Here is a 16,343-nt window from a genome sequence, read left to right on the forward strand (position 1 = left end):
CCTTTTTAGTTTGTTGAGGTAACGTTTTAGCAAAGTCATAAGGGATTATATACATGGACGCGTCAAAAAGCTTGCCTATCAGAAAACATACGACACTTTTAAAACGATTACCCGAGACTCGATTTGCCTCCCAATTAGATAAAGCAAAAGCAAACTGGATCGTATTTGCTGAGTACCTTTCGCCAAGTCACTTCGAAGACATTGATTTCTTCACCGGCTTTTACAACCCGATACTAGAAACGTGGAAAGTTGGCCAATATGAAGTAGCCCTGATGGCCGGAGAATTAACTCCTCAACATGAAACGATCTTACAAAGTCTCAACCTAGATTACGCCTCGCTTAATGAAGTGCCCGATCTATCAACCCAAGGGTTGATTGTATTTGATATGGATTCAACGGCGATCCAGATAGAGTGTATTGATGAAATCGCGAAACTGGCAGGAGTAGGGGATGAGGTCGCTGAAGTCACTGAACGTGCCATGCAAGGTGAGCTGGATTTTGAGCAAAGTTTACGTCAGCGAGTTGGTAAGCTCAAAGGCGCCGATGAATCAATTCTTGAACAAGTTCGTTCCCAGTTACCATTCATGCCGGACTTTGAAGCGCTAATTGCGACGTTGAAAGCCTTGGGCTGGAAAACAGCGATTGCTTCCGGTGGTTTTACTTACTTCTCTGATTACATCAAAGATAAAGTCGACTTAGATTTTGCTCGCTCCAATCAATTAGAAATTATTGACGGCAAACTCACGGGTAACGTACTTGGTGATGTGGTAACGGCGCAGATGAAGTCTGACATTCTAGTGGAACTGGCGGATGAATATGAAATTGAGCAGCACAACACGGTTGCTGTCGGTGATGGCGCTAATGATCTTGTGATGATGTCGGTGGCAGGATTAGGGATTGCGTATCACGCAAAACCAAAAGTGGAAGCTCAAGCGCAATCAGCGATTCGCTTTGCAGGGTTGGGCGGTGTGCTCTGTATTTTATCTGGCGCATTGGTGAAGCAGCAAAAGGTCAGCTGGAAAGCTAAACCTTAACCATCCATTCAAAAACACCGCCAGAAAGGCGGTGTTTTTTTTCAATTTGGTATGACTTTGAATTTACTCGGTTAACTCCAATCTAATTACTACCTCTTCAGTAATGTCTTCAAATTCACTGTAACCAACGAGCGCCGTCAACTCTTTTTCTAACTTGCTTGCTTGATGTACACCAAATTGGGTTAAGTCACTTAAATCTTGTTGCAGTAATGATGTCATCGGATCGAAAATTGGCGCAGTAGAAAGGCGAATCACGTAAAAGTCACCCATCATTCGCGCTTTCTTTATAAATTGAATCCGCTCTTTTACGCTGTTGAACTCTTGATGAAGCTTTGACTCAATGCCTGTAATTTTATTGCCTACTTTTGCGGCGCTTATGTAGATATCCTGATGTCTGGCTTGAGCACCTTCTACACGTTTTATTGGCTCTGCGATTAATGTGCTTGTCCGGCCTTTAAAGATAGGTTCAAGTGACAACAGTTGGTCATGCCCAAGACGGGCAAAAAGCTCAATGTGTTTAGGTAGCGGCAAGTTCACCCCGATAACGGGGGTTTTGATTGAAGATGACGTACTCTTACTGATAAAAATGGGCGTGCTCAGCGTACGCGAGAGCAACATGCAGTGTAGCCTTTCAAGTAGAGCATTACTTGGTAGCGTCTCTTTTTGCGGGATTAGCTTGTCTTGATTGTGCTCGATAATGCTGTTGAAAAAAGCGATTACCTTCATGGTTTGGCTGCTTTCATCAATAACTAGCTGCACGCTACAACCGTCTGGGCTTACACGAATTACTCGGTATGGCACCGACATTAACGGCAATTTTTTATCGTAGAGTTGTAATTCTCGAAAGTTGATTCTTACCTCTTGCCCAGAACGTAACATCGTGGGCTCACTTAGCCTAATTCCGAGTCCTCGTTTGGAAAGGTCAACAGTACTGCCGCCTGTTTTAGTCTGTCCTGAGTACAACTCTAAAGGTGTTTTAAAACGATAACGAGGCTCTTTTCGACGAGACTTTGCATCAAAATAAATGCCCTTTGGATTGCCGATAACTCTTCTCGGATGGCGAAACGCGTTTAATGTATTAGCGGGTAAGCGCGGCTTTTCAGTTAGCAGGTAATCCTGCCCTGACTTTTCGTCAGCAATTTCTTGCAAAATACCAATATGGGTCAGTGATTGAGACGTTTCTGCCAACTCTGGAGAGAATGCTGCTAGGTCTTCCTGTTCTTGCTCTGATAGTTCAAAGATTGAAATTCTAAAGGCGCGCCAACTCTCTCGTTTGCCACCTAAATGCCAAAATAGCTGGCGCTGTTCGCGAGTTGCTTCTGGGCGAAACATCGAATAGAAATAGGTTCGATTCTCGTGCTCGTGAGTAAATGAATAAAGGACATTGGTTGTTCCTTTAACACCAGGCTTAATGAGTGACGCGATGCGTTGCTCGTTGAATAAGGAACCAAACATTTGCTGGTTTCTCTCATCGTGCCAGTATTGCCAAAGCTTTTGATTGTTTGGCGTTAACATTGCTAATTTTAGGTCACTACCATCAAAGAATAGAGGCAAGCTGCTGGTGTGCTTTAGTGCGATGTGCTCATAACCGCGAGTTCGAGCTCGAATAATCTTGTCTTGATTGTCGTGACGAGCCCTTTTAACAGCACTGTTGAGCGCTTCATCTATCACTCTGGTGACGACATTGGTATCAGTTAAGCGTATGGTTCTGAGGTATCGAACTGAGTCATTTTCGTAACAGTCATCAACCGCGAGTATGCGGTATGCAAGCGGTTTCTCTATACCTGCAACGTTAGATTTGCTGGCAAATTCAGTAAACGTGACCTGAATAATTTCCCCAAGGTTATATTTAAATGCGCTAGGGACTTTGAACTTTGCGCCAGAGCTAGATAAATCAATGCTTAATCCATGAAGAAGCTGTCCTTTAGAACGGCAAATTTCAACTTGAGATTGGACTTTCAAGCGTTTTTCTTGGCGCTTTAAATCGTAGCCTAGGTGAACGGGTTCTGCTAAGAACGGGCTTTTAGGATCCGTTAACGATTGCGTTTTTTGCTGAGTAAGGCGCTTGCTCATTACGCGAAAGTTATTTCGCGTGTTGACCAATGCTTCCCACATTCCTTCCGTGTAGCAGCCAAACTTTTTGATGTTTTTATGGTAAGCGTTGAAAGCAACATCATCCAACCAATGTGGAATACCATCCAAAATATACTCGCGACATTCGCCTTGAACGCGACCTCGCAAATCAATACTTTTTTTGCATGGAGCCATTAAGCGGTTAAGTTCCATTTTAACCAAAATTTTGGCCGAAGGCGGCTCTTCCTCGGTCAGTTGGCCAAGGACAAAGTCAAAGTCATTCGTACCGTAAACGGGAATGAGTCGTTCTGCGAGCGAGAGAATTTCAGATTGCTGCATTATTTCTGTTAGAGTATGTCGTTACTTTAAATTGTATCGGCTAAGCGAAGTAATACTTAAGTATATCAATAGTTCATTTCAGTTCAGGTCTGACTTGGCTGTGCTTAGTCACATTTGTAGAAAAAATTGAGGCATCATGGCGAAAGCAAAACGAGCGTATGTTTGTAATGATTGTGGCGCGGACTTTCCCCGTTGGCAGGGGCAGTGTAACGCATGTGGTGCATGGAATACGATAACAGAAGTACGTATCGCTGCATCGCCAACCGTTGCTCGCAACGAACGCTTAAGTGGCTACGCTGGTTCCGCAACAGAAGCAACGGTTCAAACGCTATCCGAAATTGATCTGCAAGAAGTACCTCGCTTCACCAGTGGGTTTAAAGAGCTTGACCGCGTATTGGGTGGTGGTGTTGTGCCAGGTGCCGCAATTTTGATTGGTGGTAACCCTGGCGCTGGTAAATCAACCCTTCTGTTGCAAACCATGTGTAGTTTATCTGCGCAAATGCCAACGCTTTACGTAACCGGTGAAGAGTCGTTACAGCAGGTGGCAATGCGTGCTTCCCGATTAGGCTTGCCGAAAGATCATTTAAAAATGCTATCGGAAACGAACGTCGACAAAATTTGCCAAATCGCCGAAAAAGAGCAGCCTCGTATAATGGTAATAGACTCGATTCAGGTGATGCACGTTTCTGATGTTCAATCGTCGCCTGGCAGTGTTGCTCAGGTACGTGAATCTGCGACGGCTCTGACACGATACGCAAAACAGAATAATGTTGCGGTATTTATTGTTGGTCACGTAACAAAAGATGGTACCCTTGCGGGCCCCAAAGTTCTTGAACACATTATCGACTGTTCGGTACTACTCGATGGTGGAACGGATAGCCGATTCCGCACTTTGCGTAGTCATAAAAACCGTTTTGGCGCTGTGAATGAGCTTGGTGTCTTTGCAATGACAGGCCAAGGATTGAAAGAAGTGAGTAACCCATCAGCGATCTTCCTTTCTCGTGGTGAAGAAGAAACATCAGGCTCTTCCGTCATGGTGGTTTGGGAAGGCACGCGCCCTCTGCTAGTAGAGATTCAAGCGCTGGTGGATTACTCGCAGTTAGCCAACCCTCGTCGTGTTGCGGTCGGCTTGGAGCAGAACCGCCTATCACTTTTGCTCGCGGTGTTGCATAAGCATGGTGGCTTACAAATGGCAGACCAAGATGTCTTTGTTAATGTGGTTGGCGGTGTTAAGGTGACGGAGACGAGCGCTGATCTTGCTTTAGTTATGGCGCTTTTATCGAGTTTTCGTGACCGTCCACTCCCTAAAGATGTGGTGATTTTTGGTGAGGTAGGGCTTGCGGGCGAAATCCGTCCAGTGCCAAGTGGGCAAGAGCGTTTGAATGAAGCGTTCAAACATGGTTTCAAGAAAGCCATCGTGCCAGCAGCCAACATGCCGAAAGGTGGCATCCCTGGCATGCAAATTCACGGCGTTAAGAAATTGTCGGAAGCTATAGAGGCTTTTGACGAGCTGTAATGCTCATAAGAATGGTATTTGTGCAATCACAAACTGTTCTATCCGTCCTCAATAAAATGCGAATAAAGTACATAAATTGCTGTGTTTGACTATGCTTTGGGGACGGAAATTTCACGTTAAAATTTTTTTTCTTCCATCCGCACGCAAGGGTATCAGTATTGACAGAATGTGATATACTCTGCGCGCACTTTATACCTTATTAACAGAGTAAGACAATGACTGATTTATCAAAATACAGAAACATTGGTATTTTTGCTCACGTAGACGCGGGTAAAACTACCTCTACAGAGCGTATCCTAAAGCTAACTGGTAAGATCCATAAGATCGGTGACACTCACGACGGTTCAACTACTACTGACTTCATGGAGCAGGAAGCTGAGCGTGGTATCACAATCCAGTCTGCAGCAACAACTTGTTTCTGGAACGATCACCGTCTAAACATCATCGATACTCCTGGACACGTTGACTTCACTATCGAAGTTTACCGTTCTCTAAAAGTACTTGACGGTGGTATCGGTGTATTCTGTGGTTCTGGTGGTGTTGAGCCTCAGTCAGAAACTAACTGGCGTTACGCTGACGAATCACACGTATCACGTCTGATCTTCGTTAACAAACTAGACCGTATGGGCGCAGATTTCTACAAAGTTGTAGATCAAGTACAGAACGTACTAGGTGCTACACCTCTAGTTATGACTCTACCTATCGGTATCGAAGAAGATTTCGTAGGTGTTGTAGACGTACTAAGCCAACAAGCTTACGTATGGGATGAGTCTGGCCAACCAGAGAACTACGAAGTTCAAGATATTCCAGCAGACATGGTAGAAAAAGCTGCTGAATACCGTGAAATGCTAATCGAAACTGCTCTAGAGCAAGACGAAGATCTAATGATGGCTTACCTAGAAGAAGGCGAAGAGCCATCTCTAGAAGACATCAAACGTTGTATCCGTAAAGGTACTCGTGATCTAGCATTCTTCCCAACTTACTGTGGTTCAGCGTACAAGAACAAAGGTATCCAACTTATTCTTGACGCGGTAATTGATTACCTACCATCTCCAACAGAAGTTGATCCACAGCCTCTAACTGATTCAGAGACTGGTGAGCCAACTGGTGAAGTTGCGACTGTATCTGCAGACGAGCCATTACGTGCTCTTGCATTTAAGATCATGGATGACCGCTTCGGTGCTCTAACCTTTATCCGCATCTACTCTGGTAAGATGAAGAAAGGTGACACAATCCTTAACTCTGCAACTGGTAAAACAGAGCGTATCGGCCGTATGGTTGAGATGCACGCGGACGAGCGTAACGAGATCGATTCAGCACAAGCTGGTGACATCATCGCTGTAGTTGGTATGAAGAACGTTCAAACTGGTCACACTCTATGTGATCCTAAGCACGAATGTACTCTTGAGCCAATGATCTTCCCAGATCCAGTAATCTCTATCGCAGTTAAGCCTAAAGATAAAGGCGGTTCTGAGAAGATGGGTATCGCGATCGGTAAAATGGTTGCAGAAGATCCATCATTCCAAGTTGAGACTGATGAAGATTCAGGCGAAACTATCCTGAAAGGTATGGGTGAACTTCACCTAGACATCAAGGTAGATATCCTTAAGCGTACTTACGGCGTTGAGCTAGAAGTTGGTGCTCCACAGGTTGCTTACCGTGAAACTATCACTCAAGCAATCGAAGATAGCTACACGCACAAGAAACAGTCTGGTGGTTCTGGTCAGTTCGGTAAGATCGATTACCGCATCAAACCAGGTGAGCCAAACTCTGGCTTCACGTTCAAATCAACAGTTGTTGGTGGTAACGTACCTAAAGAATTCTGGCCTGCAGTTGAGAAAGGCTTTGCGTCAATGATGGAGCACGGTGTTCTAGCTGGCTTCCCTACTCTAGACGTTGAAGTTGAACTATTCGACGGTGGTTTCCACGCAGTTGACTCTTCAGCTATCGCTTACGAAATCGCAGCGAAAGGTGCATTCCGTCAGTCTATGCCTAAAGCTGGCGCGCAACTTCTTGAGCCAATCATGAAAGTTGACGTGTTCACTCCAGAAGATCACGTTGGTGACGTAATCGGTGACCTTAACCGTCGTCGTGGTATGATCAAAGACCAACAAGCAGCTTCTACTGGCGTACGTATCAAGGGTGATGTACCTCTATCAGAAATGTTTGGTTACATCGGTACTCTACGTACTATGACTTCTGGTCGTGGTCAGTTCTCTATGGAGTTCTCACACTACGCACCATGTCCAACAAACGTTGCAGAGCAAGTAATTGCTGACGTTAAAGAGCGTAACGCTAAGAAGTAATTCTTAAGTTAACTCTATAACTTGAAAGCCCCGCTTAGTGCGGGGCTTTTTGTATTTAGCAGTCTTATAAGCAGAGCGTGTTTGTTTTGATGATTGTTATGATGCCGTTCTAGTACTATTGCCTTTTAGGTCAATGGTCTTAAAGTCTGGTACCACTGACTTTTCAAATATTTCTATTTCTTCCTTCAACCATTGCGCAAACAATTGAGCTTTAGGTCTTTTTAAGTAGCCTTTTGGCGCACACAAGTAATACGCAAAGTTGGGCTTGATAGCGATATCTCCAATTCGGACCAATTTGCCAGAACGAAAATATTGATGGGCTAAACTGTGTTTTACTAATGCCACGCCTTGAAGTGATAGTGCAGCCTCAAGCACGAGATGTGATCCACTGTATTTTAAGGTAGGCTTTGCTGCGCAGTGACCCAAGGTTGCTAACCACATATTCCAATCAAGATCAGGCCAAACATCTTCAATCAGCTCAGCTTTGCTTAAATCCTCGATGTTATAGATCCCGTGCTCTTTCTGGTACACCGGATGACAAGCAGGATAAAAAGCTTCGTCCATCAGCCATTGTGATTCTAAATTGGGATATTTTCCTAAACCGTAACGAACACATAAATCTATCTGACTATCTTGAAAAGACACCAAATCATTGGTTGGTTCTAATAGCAAGGCGATATCAGGGTGACGCTGGCGAAAAGCCGTAATTTTCGGGACTAACCAATGATGAGCGAAAGAGGGGAGTGTTGATATCGAAAGGTGGTTCGGGTTTGGATCTTGATTGACTAATCTAACCCCTTACTGCAAATGAGCAAACCCTCTTTCTGCCTGACTAAACAGTAGCTCTCCCTCTGGTGTGAGCACGATTTTTCTGTGCTGACGAACAAATAGGTCCGTGCCTAAGAACTCTTCTAAATGACGAATTTGCTGACTAATGGCCGCTGGCGTAACAAACAGTTCTTTTGCTGCCGTTTTAAAGCTTCCTTCCTTTGCTGCAACGAAAAAGTAATACAAGCCCTGTAAGGGAGGCATTCGATCTTTCACATTAGTTTTCCTTAACTCTATGGCAGATTCTATCGTTTGAGGATATCAGCGTAGTCGCTGATTATTAAGTGGTCAACATTGTATAGGAATCTTTGAAATGGAAAACATGACACACACTTGTGAGCGTACTATACCTACTGCCCATCAGAGCGGGTTACAGTTAATTTATTCTAAACTGGCGGCTTGGAGAAGGAACTATAAGACACGTCGTCACTTGAGAGAGTTACCAAAGCACCTTTGGGACGATATTGGATTAGGTGAAAGGGAGATTAGTTGTGAAGTGAGTGAGCCATTCTGGAGAGAGTAGTCTATGAGTTTGATTCAAGCTCAAAGTTAAGTTGCACTCCCCAATGGTGTTGAGGAGTGCAAGCAAAATTACAAGTCTTCTTCCCACACGACCAATTCATCTTTTGGCCAATTGTGGCCTATCTCATGATACTTTTGTTCGAGCACATGACGTTTAATTTTAAGCGTTGGCGTCAGTACGCCATTTTCTATACTCCAAGGTTCTTTAATCATTAACACACCTTTGATTTGCTCATGAGAGGCGAGTTCTTGATTCATCCTGGCAATAACTTTACGTGTGGTACGTGCGTATCGCTCTCGATCAAAGTTAGGGAAGTCATGTGGCACAACCAAAAGAATCGGAGCGGGTAGCCCTAAACCGATGAGACACATCATCTCTACGCGACTGTACTCGAAAAGCTTTTTCTCGATAGGAACCGGAGAGACAAATTTACCTTTGGCGGTTTTGAAGTTATCTTTTTTACGGCCTTGAATCGTTAGATAACCATCTGAGTCGATAGCGCCGATATCGCCTGTGTGTAGCCAGCCCTCTGAATCAAAAGACTCTTGGGTGGCAATGTCATTTTTGTAGTAGCCAGAAAATAGCCCTTTGCCACGCACCATGATTTCATCATCGGCTGCGATTTTTAACTCAATACCTGGTCCAGCATTACCGACACTACCAATTTTGTCAGCTCTAAATGGGTAGTTGAGCGTGCTATAGGCAAATGATTCTGTCATGCCCCAAGCTTCAGTAATATTGAGTCCTACAGAGTGGTACCATTCCAGCAGTGCTGGTGATACCGGGGCTGAGCCACAGCCTAATACTCGAGCCTGATCCAACCCCAATCCTTCTGCGAGCTTTTTCTTGATCAGAGAATTGACGAATGGGATTTTCAATAGAATGTTGAGCTTCTTCTGTGGAAGTTTGTCTTGAATACGTTGTTGGAATAGCGTCCATAATCGTGGGACTGAGATAAACAGAGTCGGGCGGTGCATTTTTACATCTTCTATAAAGGTATCCAATGATTCTGGAAATGCTGTTGGTACACCACCCATGATGGATGAGCCAAAAATGTAGACGCGCTCTGTAATATGAGCCAAAGGTAAGTAAGAAAATAGACGATCATTTTCTTGAATACCGATATGGTTTATCAGTTGTTGTACTGACCAGTTAAACGCTCCGTAGGTCAGCATCGCACCTTTCGGTAATCCTGACGTACCAGAGGTATACACCAAAGACATTAGCTTATCGTCGTAGTGCTGTGGACGCTCTTCACTTGGCACTGCATCTGCAATGAGCGCTTGGTATTCGTGCTTACACTTTGGTGCCGTGTCATAAGGTAGAGCGATGCTAATGAGTTCAGGCATAGCATCAATGACTTGCTGAGTTGCTTTGGGATCATCGAGTTTTCCGCCAATGATCGCTTTACTTTCACTATGAGTCACACAGTATTCGATGGTGTCTGCTCCGGCGGTAGGAAAGATTGGCACACTGACATAGTCACCAAGCATCATAGCAAGATCGCAAATAAACCATTCTGCACAGTTTTTAGATACTAACGCGACTTTGTCGCCAGGCTTTACACCAAGCGAGCGTAGTGCGCTGACAAGTTTTAAGGCTTGATCGGCAACATCAGAGAATGTGTACTCAACAAACTGTCGGTTAATAATTTGTTTTAGGTAGACCTCATTTGGGCGCTCTTCAGCCCATTTGAGGATCATGTCGTTTGGTGGTGGGAGAGCGCAATCAGCAGCGCTATGTCGTATCGGCTGATTCATTATGGTGACTCCATGTCTTTGGATGATTTCCCCTTGCTACTTAAAGCTCAAGTAGCGTGGGTATGGTTATTATTATAATTTCATGGTTGTTAACGCATTGTTAACTTTAGCATGTTTATTTAAGACACGGGAACGGATTTTGCGCAAATATGTGCACCGTGCATCTGCGGCGTGATGCACTAAAATTGACGCCGGTAGTTGGCAGGGGAGAGACCGGTTTTTTTCTTAAAAATACGCGAAAAGTAAGACACATCACGATAACCGCACTGATAAGCGATATAAGCAATTTTCATTGATTCATCTTCAAGCAACATTTTTTTTGCCAGTGCGATGCGTTTTGCCGTCACATAATCGCGAAAGCACATGCCGACTTTGCGGTGGAAAACTTTAGAAAAATAGCTAGGCGAATAATGACACAACGAGGCAGCATCCTCCTCCCTGATGTCTTTATGAATATTGCTAGAAATGTAAAGCACCACATCAGAGAACGAGCACTTCCCGCTTCTGGAAAACGCTTTTTCTAGCGATACCTGCTCGCCCTCTAGCTGACTGTGTAAAAAGTATTTTAATTTAATTTGGCTTAACCACGCTGGGAGCGTGAGCATATTTAAGGCGTAATGCTCGGCGCAAATAGCGTCGGGGAAAAAACGGGGTTGGCTCCCTTCGGGATGAATGACAATCAAGCGTTTGTCCAAATTTTCACACAGCGTGACCACGCCCTTGGCCTCTTCTGGGGGATCGTCCGTCAGGTAATAAAAGAAATAACGGTGCCCCTTATCGCTGAGTACCGATATGTCACCGCGGCAATCCATCAGCTCAAAGCTCTCTGCAAACGCGTCATGAAAAGGCGCGGCCAAGTTGGTCACAGGTTCTCCCATCCAGTAAGCCTTACTCAGTTTTTCCATATCCATCTCACTTTTCGCTCGCCATCTCACTTGCCATCGTTGTGCGCATAAGTTTGCACGTCAGCACGCGAATTGGTTTAAATGTCTTGTATGAACAAGCACTTTACTGACTATTATTAAGATTAGACTTACTATCAGCAGCGTGCAAATGAGGTATTTGTCGCACGAATGTAACATTTTATGTCTCGTTGTTGATACGAATCACTGAAGTGATGCAAGTGGACAAAAAAATACCAACAATTGGCAAAAAAGTCCTAACTCACCCATTTTTTGCTGACTAACTTAAAAGTATGACTCAGGTGCACATGGCACTTTTGTCATTAGGATGTGAATATTTTGTTATTTTAAGGTGAGCAATGCGTTTCACTGGTAACGCTTCACTGGTAACAATGGAAAGGGGATAACCGTATGAACAAGTTTCGTAATTTAATCACAGACTTCATGCAAGATGAAGAGGGGCTCACACTGCTAGAGTACATCTTGGGAGCGGCACTCATTGTAGCGGCATTTTTAGTCGGTGCTACATCATTCTGGGATACGTTGAAAGCTAAGTTTGATTCAGTGGCGAGCCAAATTAGTGACACGGGTACTGGCACGGGTACTGGCACGGGTACTGGCACGGGTACTGGCGGTTAACACCTTAGTAAAGGTATTAGACATGCTTATTGCTGAACTCGTTGTCTGGTTTTTACTGATTACGATAGGCGTGTCCGACGCGCAAAAAAACAGAATACCGAATAAAGCGGTGCTGTTACTTTTGGCGGCGGTAACTGCAAGCGTGATCGCCCACCCTACGGGGGAAAATGGTCTTGACCATGTGTACGGTGGGTTGGTGGCGTTTGCAGTCTGTTTCGCGCTCTATCTTGGCAAGGTAATGGCCGGGGGAGATGTCAAGTTACTCGCCGTCATTGGGGCATGGTTGGGTCTGAGTAACCTTGGGGACACAGCGATTGCGATCATACTCGCCGGAGGGGTCGTGAGCGTGTTTTACCTCATGCTGCATGTGGCATCGAGCGGTGTGGCGTGGTCACACCAAATTAAAGGGTATTGTTTAGAAAAAGTCACCCCAGGCTTTAGGTCAAGTAAGCCGTTAGTCATTCCTTTCGCACCTATAATTGTCATCGGACTCGCTTATTTCTCCTACACTCATTAAGCAACGCTCTAAACATAATAATGGCAAACCGCAACCGTTGGTTGGTTAGGCTACATCAAGAGGGGAAGCATGATGGGCTCAGTGTATGGGGAAAAACTTGTGCCACAAATTAATCCACCTAAAGTACCGTCATCCGCAGAGGGGTTGGGCATTCCCGCCACCGTGGTTGAAAACCTAGTACTGAAACATTTGGCAGCGTATCCGAAGTCCGATCTTGTCGAACTGACGCAGCGCTTGTGTGTGGTCTCTAACATTGTTGAGTTTGCGCTCGCGCAGTTGCGTAAGCGCAGTTGGATAGAGGTGTATCAACCGACATCAGAAAAACTCAGCACCGCTTATTCCAATGTGCGTTACAGCCTGACCGAATTAGGGCTGGCAGAGGCGGACATTGCCTACCGAAAAGACGCGTATGTCGGCCCGGTGCCGGTCTCTATCGAATCCTACTGGGAGATCGTCGAGGGGCAAGACTTGCGCAAATATCCCGTCACTCGCCCAGATGTGGAGCGGGCACTGAGTGACGTCTTTGGGTCAGAAAAGCTCATCCCGATTTTGGGGCCAGCGATCAACTCTGGGCGTGCTTTGCTGCTGTACGGTGATGCCGGTACCGGTAAAAGTTACGTCGCCGCAAGGGTGCTTAACGCCATGAGCACCTCGGTGTTTATCCCGTATTCGGTGTACGCCGATGGCAACATCATCAAGGTGTTTTCCGAGCATCATCACCGCCGTTTGGATAACTCCCACTCGCAGGTGTTCGTTAAGCTCGATATGCACTACGACAAGCGTTGGGTACTGTGTGAACGGCCGAATATTCAAGTTGGTGGTGAGCTCACCATGGACATGTTGGAGGTCAACCACAGCGACAGCAACCGAGTGTGGAATGCGCCACTACAAATGATGGCAAACAACGGCATTTTGGTGATCGACGACTTAGGGCGTCAGGCCATGCCGGTGGATGCCTTGCTCAACCGTTGGATTGTGCCAATGGAATACCTGTTCGACCACCTTGCACTGCCAAATGGGCAACAGGTGACGGTTCCATTTATGTTGACACTCGCTTTTTCATCCAACCTCGCACCAAGCAAAATTGCAGACCCCGCGTTTTTACGCCGTCTCGGTTATAAGATCGAGTTTAAACCGCTGAGCCTCACCGATTACCAAGCACTGTGGCTATCACTTGCAGAGGAATATGAGATGACGCTTGTGCCGGAATTTTTCGATACCTTAGAACAGTTGCATCGCAAGAATGATATCGATTACTTCCCGTGTTTGCCGAAAGATCTTCTCGGCATCAGCCGAGACATCTTGCTTTTCGAAGGTAAGCAAAAAGTGGTGTCATCAGACATAGTTACCCGCGCTTGGGGACTATACTTTACTGTAGATGCATAGTGTGGATGCATAGAGGGGGAACCAAATTATGAGTCGGACTCAAGTCGTCATGTTATTGCTGCTCTCCATTGTTCTCGGCCTTGCTGCCGTATTAATTGCCAAACAATGGATAGACGGCAATACCCAACCAACCGTCGAGTTAGAAGAAGTAGAAAGGCACCCAGTTTTGGTCGCCGCGATGGAGTTGGAACCGGGTACCATTTTGGAGGAAAAACACCTGACTACCAAGCTTCTGGAAATCGACTGGATAGAAGAGGTCACGCTAGAAGATAAAGATCAGGAACAGATATTAGGGCGCATCGTCTCCAACACCATTTATAAAGGTGAAATGCTGCACCCTAATCGCCTTGCTCGGCCGGGTGAGGGGGCAACCCTTGCAGCGTTAATCCCAGAGAACAAACGTGCTTTGACCATACGGGTAAACGATGTAATTGGGGTGGCCGGTTTTCTATTGCCGGGTAATAAAGTCGATGTGCTTAATACCGTGAGTTACGGCAGCCGCAGCGCCTCAACCACCACCGTGCTGAAAAACATCAATGTATTAGCCGTGGACCAAACGGCAAGAACCAACGACAACAAACCCGTTATTGTGCGCGCCGTAACCTTGGAAGTGACTCCGAAAGAGGCAGAAAAACTCCTCTCGGCCAACAGCAAAGGCAATATTCAGCTTGCGTTGCGTAACCCTCATGAAGTCGAAAAACCGGTGGTGGCAAGAAAATACACGCCAAGACCTAGTGTGACCATTATTAAGGGATCTCAGGCATCGAATGTCCGAGTCAGCAATTAGGTGAATTATGAAAACAATAATAGCAATCGCGATTCAGTTACTTTTTTTCAGCTTGTGTGTTAACGCAGCAACCGTGCAGTCAGGAAGAGTGGTTACCGTCGCGCATCATCAATCTACTCAGTTGATGATCTCCGGCCAAGCGAGAAAGGTGACATTGGGGGATCCAGAAGTACTGGATCTGTTAGTGCTCAGAGCCAATGAGCTGTTTTTGATCGGGAAGAAACTCGGTACCACCAACGTGGCGGTGTGGGATAGCCGAGGGCGTTTAATCGAGCAATTTAATGTCGAAGTGACGCACGATCTCAATACGCTCAAAACCAAGTTGCACCAGTTTTTACCCGATGAGGACATCGAGGTGCACAGCTCGCAAGAAAAAATCGTGCTCAGGGGCTTGGTCAGCAATCAACAAAACATGGATACCGCAGTAAAAGTGGCGGAGACGTTTGCCCTTGGTGATGCCGCCGATGAAGAAGATAGCAATGAAGAAGATGAGAGTATGGTGATCAACCTACTCACCATTGGTGGCGCGCAACAAGTAACCCTAGAAGTGACGGTCGCGGAAGTGCAACGCACATTGGTGCGACGCTTTGACTCTAACTTCCATTTTTTCCAAAAAAGCGGTGATTTTACTTGGGGAACCACCTCCGCAGGGGGCGCGATTGCCGGTGTCGACCCGATCCTGAATGTGCCAGGGGTAGAGAATTTCGGCTTCCTTGGCTCCTTTATTGACAGTAACACCTTGTTCACCTTTGCGCTTGATATCGCCAAGCAAAACGGGGTGGCAAAAGTGCTCGCCGAGCCGAGCTTGACCGCACTGAGTGGCACACGAGCGGAGTTTGTGGCAGGGGGCGAGTTCCCGATCCCAGTACCGAATGAAGATGGGATCACCATTGCTTACAAAGAGTATGGCGTGCAGCTTGGGTTTGTGCCGTTCATCCTCTCGGACAAACGCATCAATTTAAAAATGAACGTTAACGTGAGTGAGATCGCCAACGCGGGTGTGTTGACGTTTACGCCCGGTGAGGTCAACGCCTCTTTCTTTGTGCCGCCTATCACCAAACGCAGCGCCGGAACCACGGTAGAACTGGCCGACGGACAAACCATCGGTATTGCAGGCTTGCTGAGTGAAAACTCACGTAATGTCGCCAATGGCCTGCCGGGCGCGAGTGAACTGCCAATTTTAGGCCGTTTGTTCAAGAGTGAAGAGTTCACCACAGGGGAGACGGAGCTGGTGATTCTGGTTACGCCAAGGTTAGCGACACCGATCGACCGACGCCGTGTTTCGCTGCCAACCGACGCGTTTGTGGCACCGAATGATGTGGAATTTTATTTACTCGGTAAAGGCGCAGTGTTGGACTTTGATAAGTATCAACTCAACGATTTAAAAGAAGACGATAGCAGTAATAATATTCGTCAATATGGTACATCAGCAGGTGGCTCAGAGGGCAAATTTGGGCACAGTCTATAAGTAGGAGAGCAAGATGAAAAGCATAATGATGATAACCATTTGTTTCACATCGTTCGGCCTACTGGGCTGTGCGAACGACCCTGAACTTGGTATCTCGGTGAGTCAGTTGCGCGCCGAACAAACGCTCAATACCAATGCATGGTATGAGAATTTGGGTTACTTGCCAGAAGGCAGTGGCGAGCGTACACAAGTGAGCCTAGAGATATACAACAACAATGGGGTAGCCAAAAAGAAATAAGTGGCACGGACACTTATAGGAGGGGCT

Annotated in this window: 12 protein-coding genes and 2 pseudogenes; 10 read left to right on the plus strand and 4 right to left on the minus strand. The window is 45.9% G+C overall.

The window, feature by feature from the left end; all coding sequences use genetic code 11:
• Window positions 1-53: 53 nt before the first annotated feature.
• Window positions 54-1,034, plus strand: coding sequence for a phosphoserine phosphatase (serB, locus tag NL644_RS09350; protein WP_005386439.1), 981 nt, complete (start codon window positions 54-56; stop codon window positions 1,032-1,034).
• Between the two features lie 63 nt (window positions 1,035-1,097).
• On the opposite strand, the gene NL644_RS09355 is transcribed toward serB, so the two are convergent.
• A complete protein-coding gene (locus NL644_RS09355) occupies window positions 1,098-3,446 on the minus strand; it encodes a PilZ domain-containing protein (protein ID WP_005386442.1) in 2,349 nt (782 codons plus the stop codon).
• A gap of 136 nt (window positions 3,447-3,582) precedes the next feature.
• Between NL644_RS09355 and radA the strand changes: the two genes are divergently transcribed.
• Both radA and fusA read left to right on the plus strand, forming a co-directional pair.
• A complete protein-coding gene (gene radA, locus NL644_RS09360) occupies window positions 3,583-4,962 on the plus strand; it encodes a DNA repair protein RadA (RefSeq protein WP_005386443.1) in 1,380 nt (459 codons plus the stop codon).
• A 215-nt stretch (window positions 4,963-5,177) separates the two neighbouring features.
• The gene (gene fusA, locus NL644_RS09365) at window positions 5,178-7,268 is read left to right on the plus strand and encodes an elongation factor G (RefSeq protein ID WP_005386444.1); all 2,091 of its coding nucleotides are present in this window, start codon (window positions 5,178-5,180) and stop codon (window positions 7,266-7,268) included.
• 96 nt (window positions 7,269-7,364) lie between these two features.
• On the opposite strand, the pseudogene NL644_RS09370 reads toward fusA, so the two are convergent.
• Window positions 7,365-8,312 (minus strand): annotated as a pseudogene (locus NL644_RS09370) (LysR substrate-binding domain-containing protein).
• Window positions 8,313-8,418: 106 nt separating this feature from the next.
• On the opposite strand from NL644_RS09370, the gene NL644_RS09375 reads away from it, so the two are divergent.
• On the plus strand, window positions 8,419-8,619 hold the full coding sequence (locus NL644_RS09375; RefSeq protein ID WP_253658615.1) for a DUF1127 domain-containing protein: 201 nt from the start codon (window positions 8,419-8,421) through the stop codon (window positions 8,617-8,619).
• Window positions 8,620-8,687: 68 nt separating this feature from the next.
• Here the strand turns inward: NL644_RS09375 and NL644_RS09380 are convergent, their stop codons facing one another.
• Window positions 8,688-10,379: an AMP-binding protein gene (locus NL644_RS09380; RefSeq protein WP_213912228.1), complete on the minus strand. Its 1,692-nt coding sequence runs from the start codon at window positions 10,377-10,379 to the stop codon at window positions 8,688-8,690.
• A 179-nt stretch (window positions 10,380-10,558) separates the two neighbouring features.
• A complete protein-coding gene (locus NL644_RS09385; protein ID WP_213912229.1) occupies window positions 10,559-11,284 on the minus strand; it encodes an AraC family transcriptional regulator in 726 nt (241 codons plus the stop codon).
• Window positions 11,285-11,692: 408 nt separating this feature from the next.
• On the opposite strand from NL644_RS09385, the pseudogene NL644_RS09390 reads away from it, so the two are divergent.
• The 6 genes and pseudogenes from NL644_RS09390 to NL644_RS09415 all read left to right on the plus strand — a co-directional run.
• Window positions 11,693-11,869, plus strand: a pseudogene (locus tag NL644_RS09390) (Flp family type IVb pilin); the annotation flags it as partial.
• Window positions 11,870-11,942: 73 nt separating this feature from the next.
• Window positions 11,943-12,437, plus strand: a complete 495-nt coding sequence (locus NL644_RS09395) for a prepilin peptidase (RefSeq protein ID WP_213912231.1) — start codon at window positions 11,943-11,945, stop codon at window positions 12,435-12,437.
• 72 nt (window positions 12,438-12,509) lie between these two features.
• On the plus strand, window positions 12,510-13,823 hold the full coding sequence (locus NL644_RS09400; protein WP_203347249.1) for an AAA family ATPase: 1,314 nt from the start codon (window positions 12,510-12,512) through the stop codon (window positions 13,821-13,823).
• Window positions 13,824-13,851: 28 nt separating this feature from the next.
• Window positions 13,852-14,610 carry a Flp pilus assembly protein CpaB gene (gene cpaB, locus NL644_RS09405; RefSeq protein ID WP_213912232.1) on the plus strand — a complete coding sequence of 253 codons (759 nt, stop codon included), beginning with the start codon at window positions 13,852-13,854 and terminating at the stop codon, window positions 14,608-14,610.
• Window positions 14,611-14,617: 7 nt separating this feature from the next.
• Complete coding sequence (locus NL644_RS09410) at window positions 14,618-16,078, plus strand: type II and III secretion system protein family protein (RefSeq protein ID WP_203346959.1); 1,461 nt, start codon at window positions 14,618-14,620, stop codon at window positions 16,076-16,078.
• A 13-nt stretch (window positions 16,079-16,091) separates the two neighbouring features.
• Complete coding sequence (locus NL644_RS09415; protein ID WP_203346960.1) at window positions 16,092-16,316, plus strand: hypothetical protein; 225 nt, start codon at window positions 16,092-16,094, stop codon at window positions 16,314-16,316.
• Window positions 16,317-16,343 lie beyond the last annotated feature (27 nt).

The organism is Vibrio sp. Y10_XG_PY6 (assembly GCF_024181795.1).
GTDB lineage: Bacteria > Pseudomonadota > Gammaproteobacteria > Enterobacterales > Vibrionaceae > Vibrio > Vibrio diabolicus.